The organism is Paraburkholderia nodosa DSM 21604 (genome assembly GCF_000519185.1).
GTDB lineage: Bacteria > Pseudomonadota > Gammaproteobacteria > Burkholderiales > Burkholderiaceae > Paraburkholderia > Paraburkholderia nodosa.
The window spans coordinates 93,838-110,462 of sequence record NZ_JAFA01000028.1 but is presented as its reverse complement, the minus strand read 5'-3'; the positions used below and the strand labels follow the sequence as shown (position 1 = coordinate 110,462).

Genomic DNA, 16,625 nt, shown 5'->3' with positions numbered 1-16,625 from the left:
AGCGGCTGCAGGTCTTCGTTCGACTCGATCAGGATCGCGCGATCCGCGCCGATGGCCAGCGCCGTGCGCAGCGTTTCCTGCGCTTGCGTGACGCCCGCGGACACCGCGATGACTTCCGTCGCCACNCCCGCTTCCTTCAGACGCACCGCTTCTTCCACGGCGATTTCGTCGAACGGGTTCATCGACATCTTCACGTTGGCGATATCGACGCCCGTGCCATCCGACTTCACCCGAACCTTCACGTTGTAGTCAACGACCCGCTTCACTGCTACCAGAACTTTCATCATTGTTCCCTTTCGTCCTACCCTTTCACGTCGACGGCAAGCCGCACTCAGTGCGGCGACATGAATATTTCATAGTCCTAATTCATGCATCTTCCGTAGCAACACACGGCTGCTACAGGTGGCGTCGCCGCATCGCCTCAAAATTCCACGAAAAGTTAATTTTTTACGCGGCGATAACCTATCAGTGTTTACGCTGATAACCGCGTCACAACGAACCTCTTTCGTTGCCGTGACACGAACAATAAATCATGAAAAACAATGTGTTACAGCGGTAGCCCGGTACGGCAAGAAGCCACGAAACATGAAAATCTTTTTGTTCGTGTTGACAGCACTGTAAGACGTCACTCATCATATGTCAACGAGCAAAAAATAACGTTCGGAGACGCCAGACACGCATCAACGAGCACGCGAAAATCGAGGTGCGGCACGCTCGCCAGCGCCCCCTCACAAGGATCGTCAACAGCAGTTCGCGGAACACGCATTCCGCATACGTTTAGGCTTTGAACAGGAGAGTCATGGTGGCCAGTCACGACAAGGCACGGGTAGGTGTTGATATCGGCGGAACGTTCACCGATGTCGCGCTGGAGCTGGGTGGAGAACTTTTTTCCACCAAGGTCCTCACGGATTACACGGCGCCCGAGCGCGCAATCATCAAGGGCGTGGGTATCGTCGCCGCGAAGGCTGGCATCGGGTTGAAGGACATTGGCGTCATCATTCACGGCACCACACTCGCGACGAACGCACTCATCGAGCGCCGCGGCGCGAAGACGGCCTTCATTACCACGGAGGGCTTCCGCGACACCATCGAGATGCGCACGGAAAACCGCTTCGAACAGTACGATCTGAACATCAAGCTGCCGCCGCCGCTCATCGAGCGCTGCGATCGCTTCACGCTCGCCGAGCGGATCGACGCCCAAGGCGGCGTGCTGCTCGCCCCCACCGAAGCGCAGATCGATGCCATCGCGACCCGCATCGAGCAACACGGTTATGAAAGCGTCGCAGTCGGCTTCATTCACGCGTACGTGAACGGCGTGCACGAGCGCATGATGCGCGACGCACTCGAAAAGCGTCTGCCGCACGTGTCGGTGTCGATCTCCAGCGAAGTGTCGCCGCAGATCCGCGAGTTCGAGCGCTTCAACACCGTTTGCGCGAACGCCTACGTTCGCCCGATCATGAAGTCGTATCTCGACCGCCTGCTCGGCGAGGTGCGCGCGGCGGGCGCCGTTTGCCCCATCTTCATCATTCACTCGGGCGGCGGCATCGTCTCGATCGAAAGCGCGTCGGAGTTTCCGGTGCGTCTCGTCGAATCGGGTCCTGCGGGCGGCGCGATCTTCGCGGCGCATATCGCAGCGCGCTACGATCTCAACACGGTGCTCTCGTTCGACATGGGCGGCACTACGGCCAAGATCTGCCTGATCGACGACCTCACGCCGAAGACGGCCAACACGTTCGAAGTCGCGCGCACCTATCGCTTCAAGAAAGGCAGCGGCATGCCGATTTCGATTCCCGTCGTGGAGATGGTGGAAATCGGCGCGGGCGGCGGTTCGATCGCTTCGCTCGACGTGATGCGCCAGATTCGCGTGGGCCCGCATAGCGCGGCCTCGGAGCCTGGCCCCGCGTGCTATCAGCGCGGCGGCGTGCAGCCCACGGTGACCGACGCCGACCTGCTGCTCGGCCGCCTCGATCCCGCGAATTTTGCGGGCGGCAGCATTGTGCTCTCCACCGAGAAGGCCGCGAGCGCGATGGTCGAACAGGTCGGCGGCGCGATCAATCTGAGCCCCGATGAAACGGCGTATGGCGTCGCCGAAGTCGTGGACGAGAACATGAGCAACGCGGCGCGCGTGCATGCCGTGGAAAGCGGCAAGGATATCGGCGACTACACGATGATCACGTTCGGCGGCGCGGGTCCGCTGCACGCCGCGCGTCTGTGCGAAAAGAGCGGCATCAAGAAGTTCATCGTGCCGCCGGGTGCCGGCGTGGGTTCCGCCATCGGCTTCCTGCGCGCGCCCTTCGGCTACGAAAGCGTGCGCAGCGCGACCATGCGCTTCAACGACTTCGACGCTGCGGTGCTCAACGACATCGTCGGCGAACTGAGCGAGGAAGCCCTGCGCTTCGCGCGCCAGGGTTCGGGCGACGCCGAGCCCGAAGTCGAAGTGAAGGCGTTCATGCGCTACGTCGGCCAGGGCTGGGAAATCCCCGTGGCGTTCCCGTATCGCAAGTTCACCGCCGAAGATCGCGACGCATTCACGCAAGCGTTCACGCGCGCCTACACGCAATATTTCGGCCGCCCGATCGACGGCCTCGATATCGAAATCGTAAGCTGGGCCGTGAAGGCCAGCTCCCCGCTGCCGCCCGTCGAGCGCCTGAAGCTGCTCACGTCGCGCGACGCCGTCGTGCCGCCGAAGACGCGCAAGATCTTCGACGCCGCGCAGCATCGCTTTGTTGTTGCGGCCATCGTCGAGCGCGCTTCGCTCAAGGTCGGCGAAAGCGTAACGGGGCCGGCGATCATCGTCGAGCCGGAAACGTCGACGCTCGTCACCTCCTCCTTCGACGCCATGGTTCAGCCCGATGGCTGCCTGCTCGTCGTCGCCAAAGAACTGAATGCCGCCAAGGCCAATCAGGAGTAAAGCATGTCGCTCAGCAATCTCGATACGATTCACATGCAGGTCATGTGGAACCGCCTGATTTCCGTCGTGGAAGAACAGGCCATGGCACTCATCCGCACCGCCTTCAGCACCAGCGTGCGCGAAGCGGGTGACCTTTCCGCGGGCATTTTCGACCAGCGCGGCCGCATGCTCGCGCAGGCCGTCACGGGCACGCCCGGTCACGTGAATACGATGGCCGAAGCCGTCGAGCATTTCATGAACGATATCGGCGTCGAGCGCATGTACGAGGGCGACGTGTACCTCACGAACGACCCGTGGAAAGGCACCGGCCACCTGCACGATTTCACCGTGGTTTCGCCCTCTTTCCACAATGGCGAACTGATCGGCTATTTCGCAAGCACCGCGCACGTGGTCGATATCGGCGGGCGTGGCTTCGGTCCCGACTCGCGTGAGATCTACGAAGAAGGTCTGTTCGTGCCGATCATGAAGCTGATCGAGCGCGGCGAAGTGAATCGCGATCTCGTGAATATCCTGCGCAACAACGTGCGCGAAGCCGACAAGGTGGTCGGCGATCTCTATGCGCTTGCCTCGTGCAACGAGACCGGCCACAAGCGCCTGATCGAGATGCTCAAGGAGTTCGAACTCAAGGACGTGGAAGGGATCGGCGAATTCATTCTTGCGCGCAGCCGCGAAGCGACGCTCGAACGCATTGCCGCGCTGCCGAAGCAAACGCAGACGAACGAGATGACGCTCGACGGCTACGATACGCCGGTGAAGCTCAACGTCACGCTCACCGTTTCCGACGATCATCTGCTCGCCGATTTCGCGGGCACGTCGCCTTCGAGCCCGTTCGGCATCAACGTGCCGCTGCTGTATGCGAAAGCTTACGCATGCTACGGCCTCAAGTGCATCATCGCGCCAGAAGTGCCGAACAATGCAGCCTCGCTCGAACCTTTCCGCGTGCAGGCGCCTGAAGGCTGCATTCTCAACGCGCAACGGCCGAGCCCGGTTGCCGTGCGCCACGTGCTCGGCCACTTCGTGCCGGACCTGGTGCTCGGCGCGCTGAACAAGATCCTGCCGAACCGTGTGCCGGCCGAGGGCGCGGGCGCGCTCTGGAATCTGCACGTGAGTGCGCGAGCCGCGCAGGAAGGTTCGCGTCTCAAGGGCAGCGAGATCCTCATGTTCAATAGCGGCGGCACCGGTGCGCGCGCAGAACTCGATGGTCTTTCGGCTACGGCGTTTCCGAGCGGCGTGCACGCGATGTCGGTCGAAGCCACCGAACAGGTCGGTCCGATCGTCGTCTGGCGCAAGGAAATGCGCTCGGGGTCGGGCGGCGCCGGGCAGCATCGCGGCGGCCTCGGCCAGATCGTCGAAATCGGTCCGCGCGAGGGCTACCAGTTCCGCTTCAACGCGATGTTCGATCGTATCGATCATCCCGCGAACGGCCGCTCGGGCGGCAAGGAAGGCGCAGCCGGTCAGGTCACGCTTTCGGACGGCACGCGCATGAAGGGCAAAGGCACGCAGTTCGTCGGCGAGCACGAGCGCGTCACGCTTTCGCTGCCGGGCGGCGGCGGCGTGGGCACGCCCGCGCAACGCGATCGCGAAGCCCTGCTGCGCGACATCCGCAATGAATACATCACCGAAGCGCAGTTGCGCGACGATTACGGCCTCACGCTCGACGCGCTCACGGCGTCGAACCCACAGTAAGGAGCAAGGCATGACCGACATCACCAAGCCGCCGTTCAAGAACATCCTGGTCACGGGCGCCGGCGGCGCGCTGGGCTCCGTACTGCGCGAGAGCTTGCGCCCCTATGCACAGACGCTGAGCCTCAACGGGCGTCAGCCGATGGGCGAAGCGCGCGAGAACGAAAAGCACTTCATCTGCGATCTCGCCGATCGCGACGCCGTGTTCGAAATGCTCAAGGGCGTGGATTTGGTCATCCATATGGGCGGCGCGCCGCGCGAGAATACGTTTCAGGTCATTCTCGACTCGAATATAGTCGGCAGCTACAACATTTACGAAGGCGCGCGCCAGGCCGGTGTGAAGCGCGTGATCTACGCGAGTTCGGTGCACGCCATCGGGTTTTACGAATGCACGCAGACGATCGACGCGCACTCGCCACAGCGCCCGGACAGTCTTTACGGCGTGAGCAAGACCTTCGTCGAAAACCTCTCGCGCTATTACTTCGACAAATTCGGCATCGAGTCGGTGTGCCTGCGCATCGGCTCGTGTTTTCCGAAGCCGGTCGATCGCCGCATGCTCGCGACGTGGCTTTCGTATGACGACTTCTCGCACCTGTGCGTGCAGTCGATCATGACGCCGAGCGTCGGCCATATGATCGTGTACGGCAACTCGAACAACAGCGCGAACTTCTGGGACAACACGCAGGCCGCGTACCTCGGTTACCGCCCGAAGGATTCCGCCGATGCGTATCGCGCCGAAGTCTATGCGAACACGGAGGTGGGCGATCCGCGCAACCCGGCTGTGCGCTTTCAAGGCGGCCAGTTCGCGGCGGACGGCCACTTCGAAGACCCAAAAGATAACTGAGCCCCGCTTCCCCAACGATCTATCTGGAACACACTGAGATGGCACAGCATGCACTCAAGCCTCACTACGACGTGGTGATCGTGGGCGGCGCAGTCGTTGGAAGCGCGACTGCGTATTTCCTTGCGGAGAATCCCGACTTCAACGGCTCGGTTCTCGTGATCGAACGCGACTGGACCTATGCGAAGTCGGCGACCGCGTTGTCGAGCGCGTCGATCCGGCATCAATTCTCGAATCCGCTGAACATCCAGATCTCGCAGTTCGGCACGGAGTTCATCCGCGACTTTCATGCGCGCGTGGCCGTGAATGGCGACGCACCCGAACTCGGTTTCAAGGAAAACGGCTACCTGTATCTCGGCGATGCGAACGGCGCGCCGATGTTCGAGCGCAATTGCGCCACACAGCAGTCATGCGGCGCCGACGTGGTGCTGCTCGATCCGGACCAGCTGAAAGCCCGCTTTCCGTGGCTCAACACCGAAGGGCTCGTCAACGGTGTCTACGGCCAGTCGGGCGAAGGCTGGTTCGACAGCTACGGCCTGCTGCAAGGCATGCGCAGCAAGGCGCGCTCGCTCGGCATCGAATACATCGAAAACGAAGTGGTCGACGTGTTGCGCGAAGGCTCGACCATCACGGGTGTGATGCTCAAGAGCGGCGAGACGATCGGCTGCGGCCTGATGGTCAACGCCGCGGGCACCTGCGGCCCGGCAATGGCGCGCCTCGCAGGGCTGGACATTCCCGTCGAGCCGCGCAAGCGCTGCCTGTTCGTGTTCGACTGCCGCACGCCGCTGGAAGGCGTCGTGCCGCTCACCATCGACACGACCGGCATCTTCTTCCGCCCCGAAGGCAAGTACTACCTCACGGGCTGCTACCCCGACCCGGACCCGCTCGCGGACGTCAACGACTTCGACGTGATTCATGCGGAATTCGAAGAAGTCATCTGGCCCGCACTCGCCGAACGCATTCCCGCATTCGAGGCGATCAAGGTCGTGAATTCGTGGGCCGGCCACTACGACTTCTGCATGCTCGATCACAATGCGATCGTCGGGCCGCATCCCGAGGTGACGAATTTCCTCTTTGCGAATGGCTTCAGCGGCCACGGCCTGCAGCAGTCGCCCGCGGTCGGACGCGGTCTGAGCGAACTGATCGTGTACGGCGGCTATCGCTCGCTCGATCTCGCGCCGCTCGGTTATGCGCGCGTGGTCGAGAACAAGCCGTTTCTCGAAGAAGGCGTGATCTGATGCCCTCCCCATTCTTCCACGAAGGCTTTTGACATGAGTTCCCATTCGTATCAAACCGCGTTGATTACCGGGGCATCGAGCGGCATTGGCCGCGCGATCGCCGAGCGGCTCGTCAAGGACGGCATGAAGGTCTACGCGCTAGGCCGTGACGCGAAGGCGCTCGACGCGCTCGCGAGCGCATGCGGCGTCAAGCCTCTCGCTGTCGATCTGCACGATATCGCGCCACTGCGCGAATTGTTCGGGCGCGAAGCGATCGACGTCGTCGTGAACAATGCCGGGCTGCTGCCTGCTATCGCGAAGTTCGGCGAAACTACCCCGGCCGATATCGACAACATGATCGATATTAATCTGCGTGCGCCGCTGCATATCGCGCAACTCGCGCTCGATGGCATGGTGCGGCGCAAGCGCGGCCATCTGTTTTTCATCGGTTCGAGCGCGGGCCGTTTTCCGCATCCGAACACCGCTGTTTACGGCGCGACCAAAGCCGCCGTGAGCATGTTCTGCGATTCGCTGCGCTGCGACCTGCTCGGCACGAAAGTGCGCGTCACCGAAATCGCGCCGGGCCGCGTGCAGACGAATCTCTATCGCACGGCGCTCGGCGAGCAAGGCGCGAACGAAAAGCTCTACGAAGCCTACCGTTCGATTCAGCCCGAAAACATCGCGGAACTGATCGCGACGGCGCTCGCACTGCCCGAAGCGGTAGACGTATCGCGCATGGAAGTCTTCCCCACCGACCAGGCAGCGGGCGGCTCGCAAATCGTCACGGTCGACTGAAAACCCTGCTTTAAAACCGGAAATCTACGCATCATGAAAAATCAACGAGTGGTGATCGTCGGCGGCGCCTCGGGTCTCGGCCTTTCTGTCGCCAAACTGATGCTCGCCGATGGCGCGCACAGCATCGCGCTGATCGACAAGAACGGCCCGTTGCTCGAGGAAACCGTGGGCAATTTGAAGGCGCAAGGCCATACGGTCTTCGGCGCCGAAGGCGATATCACGCGCAAGGAATCCGCGCACGCCGTCTTCGCCAAGGCGCTGGACGCGCTCGGGCGCGTGGATTGCCTCGTCAACAGCGCGGCGATCTATCCGCGCCGCCCTATCCTCGAAATCAGTGACGACGAGTGGGATCTGGAGAACGCCGTCAACATCAAGGGCACGTATCACATGATGGTCGCCGCTATTGAGCACATGCGCGGCCGCCCGAAGGTCGAAGCGCACGTTGCCGGGCGCATCGTGAACATCACGTCCGTGGACGCATTCAAGGCGCACCCGCAAAACGCGCATTATGCGGCGACCAAAGCCGCGGTCGTGAGCCTCACGAAGTCGTTCGCGCAGGAAGTCGCGAAGGATGGCATTCTCGTGAACTCGGTCGCGCCCGCAGGATTCGCGACGGACCGTGCAAAGAAGCTCGGCTTCCTCGGCGAACTCGCGAGCGCCAATCCTCTGGGCCGCGCCGCCGAGCCCGAAGAGATCGCGCAGTGGGTCGTCATGATGGCCAGCGAGCGCAACACCTACGCCACCGGTGAGAACGTGATCGTAAGCGGCGGCTATATCTACGCTTGATGGAAATCAATACCCGCTTGAGCCGCAACGGCGGGCGGGATGAGCCTGCGCCGGACTGTGTTACAGTCATAGTATGTCATACGGCGCAGGTCAGACGCGACTAGCAACTGCCGCGCCACGCGGTACGTCTGCATCCGTGAATTGCAGCGCTCTCCTGATCCGGTGTGGAGCACTCGGAATGACTCTGGACGCTGAAACCCTACTGAAGAATGCTGCGAGTTCCGGCAAGCGGCGCAGCCTGACTGAACTCGTCATTCAGGCACTCAACGACAAGATCGACCGGGGCGAATACCCGCCGGGCGGCAAGTTGCCGACCGAACCCGAACTGTGCGAAGAATTTGGCGTGAGCCGCACCGTGGTGCGCGAAGCCGTTGCCTCGCTCAAGCTTGGACGACGACTGATCGCGCGGCATGGCGTGGGCGTGTTCGTTTCCGAAGCACCGAATCAGCCGGCGAGCCCCGACTTCATCGACGGCACCACGCTCAACAATTCGATGCACGTGCTCGAATTGCGGATTGGCGTGGAAACGGAATGCGCGGCCTACGCGGCGCAGCGCCGCTCCGAAGCCCACCTGCGTGCGCTCAAGGAAGTCTACGCGCGCATGGAGATAGTCTCCGTGGAAGACGACGCCGAATGCGCGCGCGCCGATTTCGAGTTCCACCTCGCCGTCGCGACATGCTCGGAGAATCCCCATTTCGCGTCCATCCTGCGCACGCTGGGTCAAGAAATCATCATCGACCTGCGCCTCAAACATGGGAAGGCGAACGCGAAGGAGCGCAAGACCTATATCCGGCGCATCCAGCGCGAACATGCGGATATTCTCGACGCCATCGAAAAGCAGGATGTGGCGGCCGCGCGTCGCGCCATGCGCCGCCATCTGAACGAAAGCCTCGAGCGGTACCACAATCTGTCGAGTACGCGCGTCGAGTAAAGATGTGCGCGGAACGAACGCTCCGCGCACATGCGCCAGTTGGATCGATGGCGAAGCGGGTGTCGAGTTTTCATCTGCATTCCTGATTAATCAGACAATAACCAGGCGCGACACCCGCTACGCAATCAGTTCTGCAGCGCCGAGACCTTTTCGCCGTACGCGACCGCCTGCGGCACCCACTTCCCGTCGATCACCTTGTAGAACGTCGCAGCCGGGTCTTTCATGTCGCCGTTCGGCATGAAGGCAATGTTGCCCGAAATACCCGTGAACGCGACCGACTTGATGAACGGGCCGTAGACCTTCGGGTCGGTCGAATTCGCCTTCTTCATCGCGTTGACGAGCACCCATGTCGCGTCATACGCCGCGGGCGCATAGGCCACGACGCCTTCGCCGTACTTCGCCTTCATCTTGTTGTCGAAATCCTTGCCTTGCTTCATTTTCGACAGCGGCACGCCGTAGTCCCACGACACCGCGCCGTTCGCGCTCTCGCCGGCGACATTCAGGAAGGTCTCGTTCTCGAAGCTGCCGCCGCCCAGCAAGGTCGCGCGCATGCCCAGCTGGCGCATCTGTTTGACGAGCATGCCCGCCTGCTGATCGAGGCCACCCCAGAACACCACGTCGGGATTGAATGACTTCATGCGGGTCAACTGCGCCTTGAAGTCGACGGCCTTGTCCGTGGCAAATTCGCGGTCCACGATCTTGCCGCCCGCCTGCGTCACGCCTTTGACGAACTCGTCGGACATGCCCTGGCCGAATGCCGTCCGGTCGTCGATCACGGCGATGCTCTTGCCCTTGAGCGCCTCCACCGCCGAGTGGCCCGCCAGCTGACCCATCTGCGCGTCCGAGTTCACCACGCGAAAGACGTTGCCGAAACCCTGCGAGGTCAGTGTGGGGTTGGTCGCCGTGGGCGAAACCATCGGAATGCCCGCTGAGTTGTAGATGCGCGAAGCCGGGATCGTGGTGCCCGAATTGAAGTGCCCCACCACGCCCGCCACCTTCGCGTCCACCATCTTCTGCGCCACCTGCGAGCCCACGCGCGGGTCGGCCTGATCGTCCTCCGCGTCGAGCACGAAATGCACGGGCTGGCCGCCGATGACGAGCTTCTGTGCATTGGCGTCGTCGAGCGCCAGTTCCGCGCCGCGCTTCAGATCGATGCCGTAGTGCGCCGATCCACCGGTCAGCGGCGCGGCGAAGCCGATCACGACGTCGCCCGCCAGAGCGGCTGCGCTGAACGACGCGGCGCCCGCCGCCACGAAAACGGCGAGCGCGGCGCGCTTGTATGCAAACGGTACTTTCATGGGATACCTCAACGTGTTGTGGTCAGGGAGAACTATTCGGTCGAACCGCTTTTGCCAGACAAAACCGGCTCGCCAGCTCCCGATGACCTGGACGTGCGCTGACCTTCCAGAGAAGCGCGAGGCCTGCGGCGACCGCCGTCATCGAGTCGGCTTAGTCGTCAAGGTATTAGGTGAGACGTCATATGTCAATCACTCAAAAAGCGGCCGCTCACCAGGGATTTCATGGGTGCCTGCATCCCGCCGGGCCGCCCACGCAATCTGTCGGTGCGACCGATGTTTTGATCGATTCAATCATTTATAGGGTTTTACCGTAGTTGTATTGCTCGATTCAATCAAATAAGATGACTGAACTGATCGAGTCAAGCGAGCTGTGGCAGGTAAACACCCCGGGCTTGATCGAAACAGTCAAAAAACTAACCCTGCCGGAGACAAGAAACGATGAGAAGGACCACCGCCATGCTTGGCCTGTTGGGCGTCGCGATCGGCGCACATGCGCAAAGCAGCGTCACCCTCTACGGTTTGATCGACACGTCGCTCGTGTACACGAACAACCAGAAGGGTTCGGCGAACTACCAGATGTCGAGTGGTGTCTTGTCCGGCAGCCGCTGGGGCCTCAAGGGCACCGAGGATCTGGGCGGCGGGTATGCGGCCATCTACCAGCTGGAAAACGGTTTTAGCAGCACCACGGGTACGCTGGGCCAGAACGGCCGCATGTTCGGCCGCGCGGCCTGGGTGGGCGCGTCAACGCCGTTCGGCAGCGTCACGCTCGGCCGCCAGAACGAGCCTTCGGCCGATCTCGTCGGACCGCTCGTCGTCGCGAATCAGTGGGCTGGCGGCATCGGCGCGCATCCGGGCGACACCGACAACCTGTATGTGAATTCGCGCGTCAGCAACAGCATCAAGTTCCTGAGCCAGAGCTATCACGGTTTCCGTGGCGGCGCGCTGTTCAGCTTCGGCGGCACGCCGGGCGCCTTCAACAACAACCGCATCTGGAGCGTCGTGGCGGGCTACTCGCAAGGGCCGCTCGCGCTGGCCGCGTCGTACATCAACACCTCGCGCCCCAACACCGCGCTGTGGGACGGCACGGCCGGCGCCGCGCCCATTTCTCCGAACAACTCGCCGATCTTCTCGGGCTACACGTCGGCGCGCACGCAGCAAGTCGCCTCCGTGGCGGGCAACTACACGTTCGGCAACGCAAAGGTCGGTCTCGTGTATTCGAACTCGCGTTTCGAGGATCTCGGCTCGGGCGCGGCGGCGGCGCCGATTGCGGCCTACCGCGGGGCAACGGCGGTGTTCGACAACGCCGAAGTGAACTTCAGCTATCAGTTCACGCCTGCGCTGCTGATGGGCGTAGCGTACGCATATACGAATAGCCACGGCGCCGGCGACGCGCACTACAACCAGGCCAATATCGGCGGCGACTATCTGCTTTCGAAGCGCACCGACATTTACCTGACCGCCGCTTACCAGCGCGCGAGCGGCACCGACTCGACCGGCAAGGCGGCAGTGGCCGCGCTCTGGCCGATCACGGCTTCGAGCAATTCGCATCAGATCGTCGCGGCATTGGGGTTGCGGCACCGGTTCTAGCAAGCAAACCCGCAGGCAAATCAGCAGGCAAACCGCGCGGCGCGCCCCATCGCGCCGCCAGGCTGGAGGACAACGTGGCGTTGCCCTCCAGCGAAGTGGAGAACGAACATGGCAGTGAATTTCCGGGGCATCATCCCCGCCCTCATCACCCCGATGACCGCCGACGAAGAAGTCGACGAAGCCGGCCTGCGCACGCTCGTCGAGCGCCTGATCGGCGCGGGCGTGCACGCGCTGTTCGTGCTCGGCACCAACGGTGAATTCATCGCGCTTTCCGAGGCGGAAAAGCTGCGCATCGCGCGCATCGCCGTGGATCAGGCGCGCTCGCGCGTGCCTGTGATCGCGGGCACCGGCGCCTACGCCACGCGCGACGTGATCGAGCTGAACAGCAAGATGCAGGACACGGGCGTCGACGCCGTCTCCGTCATCACGCCATACTTCAACGGTGCTTCGCAGCCCGAACTGTTCACGCACTACGAGCGCATCGCACGCGCCACGCCGCTGCCGGTGATGCTCTACACGATTCCGGCCAAGGCGGGCGTGACGCTCACCATCGACACCGTGCGCCGACTCGCCGAGATTCCGAACATTCGCGGCATCAAGGACAGCGGCGGCGATTTCGACCGCCTGCTGCAGCTCATCAACCTGCGCCGCGACGATTTCGCCGTGTTTACGGGCACCGATTCGATGATCCTCTGGTCGCTGATCGCAGGCGGCGACGGCGCCGTTGCCGCCACGACGAACGCGGTACCGGGCGTCGTGATGTCGATCTGGAATCACTTCCAGGCAGGCGAAATCGAGGCGGCCCGCCGCGCCCAGGAATCGCTGCGTGCGCTGCGCGACGCCTTCGCGCTCGGCACGATGCCGGTCGTGCTCAAGACCGCGGCCGCCATGCTCGGCATGCCCGCCGGCCCGGCGCGCTCGCCCGCGCAGCCGCTCGACGCCGCCACGCGCGAACGCCTCGCGAAGGCGCTCGAAATCTACCCGCGCGTAGCCTGACGCCCCGACTGCCACAGAACGAACGCCCCTCCGCAAGACCGAAATCGAGACTCACGATATGAACCCCGTCTATCACTTCCAGACCGTCAAGCACGTCGTGCACGGCGCCAACAGCCTCGACCAGCTGCCCGAAAAGCTCGCGCTGCTCGACCGCCCGGTTCGCCGCATTGCGTTCATCACGCAACCGGTGATGGAGGAGAACGGGGTCGCGGCGCGCGTGGTGGCGGCACTCGAAGCGAAGGACATCGAAGTCTTGCTCGTGCGCGACGTGCAGCCCGAGCCGACCATCGAGAACGTGGAAACGGTGTTTCGCGGCCAGATCGAGCCGTTCGCACCCGACGCGGTGCTTTCCGTCGGCGGCGGCAGCGTGCTCGACGCCGCGAAACTCTTCGCCGTGCGCCTCACCAACGCGCAGCCGCTGCGCGAATGGCTCGGCATCGACCTGATCAAGACGCCGGGCGTGCCGCTCGTGCTCGTGCCGACCACGGCCGGCACCGGCTCCGAGGTCACGCCCAACGCCATCGTCACGCTGCCCGACGAAGCGTTGAAAGTGGGCATCGTGAGCCGCCATCTGCTGCCGCAGCTCGTGATTCTCGACGCCACGCTCACGCTCGATCTGCCGAAGCCCATTACGGCTGCCACGGGCATGGACGCGTTCATTCACGCGCTCGAGTCGTATATCTCGACCAAGGCCAATCCCATCAGCGACATGTTCGCGATGGAATCGATGCGGCTGATCGGCGCGAACCTGCTCGAAGCCTATGAGAACGGCCATTCGCTGAAGGCGCGCGAAGCCATGCTGCTCGGCTCGATGTACGGCGGCCTTGCGCTCACCGCGGCCGGTACGGCGGCCGTGCACGCCCTCGCCTACCCGCTCGGCGGCATGTTCAATATCACGCACGGCGTGGCCAACTCGATGCTGCTGCCGCACGTGATGGCGTTCAATCTCGACGCCATCGTCGGCCGCCTCGCCACCGTCGCGCACGCGCTCGGCATCGCGCAGCACGACGACAGCGATCAGGCAGCCGCCGATAAATTTCTCGAGCGCCTGCGCGACTGGACCGCGGCGCTCGCGATTCCGCAGGATCTGCGCCAGTTCGGCGTGTCGGAAACGCATCTCGACGCGCTCGCCGTTGCGGCCGCCAAGGTCAAGCGCCTGCTCGGCAACAACCCCAAGGCGCTGAGCCTCGACGACATCAAGGCGATCTACAGCCGTCTGCTGCCATGAACACGCCAACCACCCGCAACGTGCGCCTGCTGATACTCGGAGACGATCTCTCCGGCACGGCCGACTGCGCCGTGAAGAGCACGCATCGCGGCCTTGCCAGCGTGGTCTGCCTGAACGCGGCGGCGGCGCAAGGCGGCGGCGACGCTCCTGACGTGCTCGCGATCGACACCGACACGCGCCGCGCCTCGCCCGCCGACGCCGCGAGCGCGAACGCGCAGGCCTGGCGTGCGCACGCAGCCGGCCGGCGGCTCTACAAGAAGATCGATTCGACACTGCGTGGCAACGTTGCCGCCGAAGTGGCCGCGCTTGCCGCACACGCCGGTATGGCGATCGTGGCGCCCGCGCTGCCGGAAGCCGGCCGCACGACACGGGGCGGATGCCTGCTCGTGAACGGCACGCCCGTCGAAGAGACGGAAGTCTGGCGCAACGAAAGCATCGGCGGCACGGGCCATCTGCCCACCATGCTGGCGGGCGCCGGCTTGCAGGTCGCGCACATCGACCTGCAGGCCGTGCGCGAAGGCGCTGAGCCGTTGCGCGCGCGTCTCGATGCCTTGCGCGCCGCAAAGTGCGAGGCCGTGGTCTGCGACAGCGAAACGGACGCCGACCTCACCATGCTTGCCGAAGCCTCCGCCACGCTCGACGGCGTGTTCTGGGTCGGCTCGGCGGGACTCGCACAAACGTTGATCGTGCGTCTCACGAACGACAACGCGCAGCAAAGCACAACGCCCCCGACAGCCGTTGCACCCGCAACGATTGCGCAACACCCGCGCGGCGTGCTGGCGGTAGTGGGCAGCATGTCGAGCATCTCGCACGAACAGGTCGCCACACTGCGCGCCAATGCGGGCGATGCGTTCGACGTCTTCACTGTCGACGCCGTTGCACTGCTCGACCCCGTGAGCCCCGAGTCGCTCACGCTGGGCACGCGCGTGACGAACACGCTCATGCGCGGGCGTCACGCGGTGGTTGCCGTGAGCCAGACCGAGCGTGTCCTGGTCGGCGACGGCGAACTGCTTGCCCGCCAGCTAGCGGAGTGCCTCGCCCCCGCTGCTGCGCACGCGGCCGCGCTGATCGCCACGGGCGGCGAAACGGCGCGCGCGCTGCTCGCGGCCATGGGCGTGGCCACGCTGCGCGTGATCGAAGAAATTGAAAATGGCGTGCCGCTCATGGCCGCCGCCCAGGCGGCGCGCGTATTGCCCGTCGTCACCAAGGCGGGCGGCTTCGGGCGTCCCGACACCCTTTATCGCGCATGGCAGCGTCTCGCCGCCATGACGCAAGCGGACGCGAACGCGCCGCGCCACTCCAGCAAAGAGGAAGCCATGAACTATCGTCCCGTAATCGGCATCACGATGGGCGATGCCGCCGGCGTGGGCCCGGAAATCATCATGAAGAGCCTGGCGCACCAGTCGGTGTACGACGGCTGCCGCCCGCTCGTGATCGGCGACGCCAGGCGGCTCGTCGACGCCGGGCGGCGCGTCGGCGTCACGCTCGAAGTGCGCTCGATCAAGGCCCCCGCCGAAGCACGCTTCCAGCTCGGCGTGGTCGATTGCATCGACCTCGGCCTGATTCCGGAGTCGATGCCCTATGGCCAGCTTTCCTCCGTCGCCGGCGACGCCGCGTACCAGTACATCGCGCGCACGGTTGAGCTGACCTCGGCGGGCGAGCTCGACGCGATCTGCACTGCGCCGCTGAACAAGGAAGCGCTCCACGCGGGCGGCCATATCTTCCCCGGCCACACGGAAATGCTCGCGCACCTTACGGGCATTCCTGAAGTCTCGATGATGCTCGTGGCACCGAAGTTGCGCGTGATTCACGTGACGACGCATATCGGCCTGCTCGACGCGATCCGCAAGATTGAGCCGGGCCTCGTGCAGCGCACGATCGAGCGCGCGCACGAAACGCTCGTGCGCGCCGGGATCGAAGAGCCGCGCATCGGCGTTTGCGGCATCAATCCGCATGCGGGCGAAAACGGCCTGTTCGGCTATGGCGAGGAAGAGGAAAAGATCATGCCTGCCGTGGCCGTGCTGCGCGAGCGCGGCTGGGACGTGGAAGGCCCGCTGCCCGCCGACACCCTGTTCTTCCGCGCGGGCCGCGGCGACTTCGACGTGGTCGTGGCGATGTATCACGACCAGGGCCACGGCCCCGTGAAGGTGATGGGCCTCGAAGCCGGCGTGAACGTGACAGTGGGCCTGCCCGTGATCCGCACCTCGGTCGATCACGGCACGGCGTTCGATATCGCGGGCAAGGGCATTGCCGACGAACGCAGCATGCTCGAAGCGCTGAAGCAGGCACAAGACCTCGCCACGCGCCGCGCCGTGCAAACGGCTTAGTGCGGCCCCGCCGGCGTCCGAGCGC

13 protein-coding genes are annotated in these 16,625 nt (G+C 63.8%); 11 read left to right on the top strand and 2 right to left on the bottom strand.

Translation table 11 applies throughout. The annotated features are described in order from the left end of the window. Window positions 1-284, bottom strand: a 284-nt coding sequence (locus A3CW_RS0131490) for an electron transfer flavoprotein subunit beta/FixA family protein (RefSeq protein WP_035514518.1), incomplete at its 3' end; no start/stop codon positions are given. A gap of 515 nt (window positions 285-799) precedes the next feature. On the opposite strand from A3CW_RS0131490, the gene A3CW_RS0131485 reads away from it, so the two are divergent. The 7 genes from A3CW_RS0131485 to A3CW_RS0131455 all read left to right on the top strand — a co-directional run bounded on the left by A3CW_RS0131485 (window position 800) and on the right by A3CW_RS0131455 (window position 9,164). Then, complete coding sequence (locus A3CW_RS0131485; protein ID WP_028207122.1) at window positions 800-2,911, top strand: hydantoinase/oxoprolinase family protein; 2,112 nt, start codon at window positions 800-802, stop codon at window positions 2,909-2,911. Between the two features lie 3 nt (window positions 2,912-2,914). Next, the gene (locus A3CW_RS0131480; RefSeq protein WP_028207121.1) at window positions 2,915-4,597 is read left to right on the top strand and encodes a hydantoinase B/oxoprolinase family protein; all 1,683 of its coding nucleotides are present in this window, start codon (window positions 2,915-2,917) and stop codon (window positions 4,595-4,597) included. A gap of 10 nt (window positions 4,598-4,607) precedes the next feature. Beyond that, window positions 4,608-5,438: an NAD-dependent epimerase/dehydratase family protein gene (locus A3CW_RS0131475; protein WP_028207120.1), complete on the top strand. Its 831-nt coding sequence runs from the start codon at window positions 4,608-4,610 to the stop codon at window positions 5,436-5,438. A 38-nt stretch (window positions 5,439-5,476) separates the two neighbouring features. Continuing rightward, window positions 5,477-6,673, top strand: coding sequence for an NAD(P)/FAD-dependent oxidoreductase (locus A3CW_RS0131470; protein WP_028207119.1), 1,197 nt, complete (start codon window positions 5,477-5,479; stop codon window positions 6,671-6,673). Between the two features lie 33 nt (window positions 6,674-6,706). Next, window positions 6,707-7,447 carry an SDR family oxidoreductase gene (locus A3CW_RS0131465; RefSeq protein WP_028207118.1) on the top strand — a complete coding sequence of 247 codons (741 nt, stop codon included), beginning with the start codon at window positions 6,707-6,709 and terminating at the stop codon, window positions 7,445-7,447. Window positions 7,448-7,480: 33 nt separating this feature from the next. Then, on the top strand, window positions 7,481-8,233 hold the full coding sequence (locus A3CW_RS0131460) for an SDR family NAD(P)-dependent oxidoreductase (protein WP_028207117.1): 753 nt from the start codon (window positions 7,481-7,483) through the stop codon (window positions 8,231-8,233). 178 nt (window positions 8,234-8,411) lie between these two features. Then, on the top strand, window positions 8,412-9,164 hold the full coding sequence (locus tag A3CW_RS0131455; protein WP_035514516.1) for a FadR/GntR family transcriptional regulator: 753 nt from the start codon (window positions 8,412-8,414) through the stop codon (window positions 9,162-9,164). 125 nt (window positions 9,165-9,289) lie between these two features. Here the strand turns inward: A3CW_RS0131455 and A3CW_RS0131450 are convergent, their stop codons facing one another. Beyond that, entirely contained in the window at window positions 9,290-10,462 is a 1,173-nt protein-coding gene (locus A3CW_RS0131450; RefSeq protein ID WP_028207115.1) for a branched-chain amino acid ABC transporter substrate-binding protein, read from the bottom strand. A 438-nt stretch (window positions 10,463-10,900) separates the two neighbouring features. Here A3CW_RS0131450 and A3CW_RS0131445 point away from each other — a divergent pair, with 438 nt between their 5' ends. From A3CW_RS0131445 to pdxA, 4 genes are all read left to right on the top strand, one after another. Next, window positions 10,901-12,049, top strand: a complete 1,149-nt coding sequence (locus A3CW_RS0131445; protein ID WP_028207114.1) for a porin — start codon at window positions 10,901-10,903, stop codon at window positions 12,047-12,049. Between the two features lie 108 nt (window positions 12,050-12,157). Then, window positions 12,158-13,045 (top strand): 4-hydroxy-tetrahydrodipicolinate synthase, encoded by an 888-nt coding sequence (gene dapA, locus A3CW_RS0131440; RefSeq protein ID WP_028207113.1) that lies wholly within the window; start codon window positions 12,158-12,160, stop codon window positions 13,043-13,045. Window positions 13,046-13,103: 58 nt separating this feature from the next. Next, entirely contained in the window at window positions 13,104-14,273 is a 1,170-nt protein-coding gene (locus A3CW_RS0131435) for an iron-containing alcohol dehydrogenase (RefSeq protein WP_028207112.1), read from the top strand. Further along, window positions 14,270-16,600, top strand: a complete 2,331-nt coding sequence (pdxA, locus tag A3CW_RS51350) for a 4-hydroxythreonine-4-phosphate dehydrogenase PdxA (RefSeq protein ID WP_081771893.1) — start codon at window positions 14,270-14,272, stop codon at window positions 16,598-16,600. The genes A3CW_RS0131435 and pdxA overlap by 4 nt, the downstream gene beginning before the upstream one ends. The last annotated feature ends 25 nt before the right edge of the window (window positions 16,601-16,625 follow it).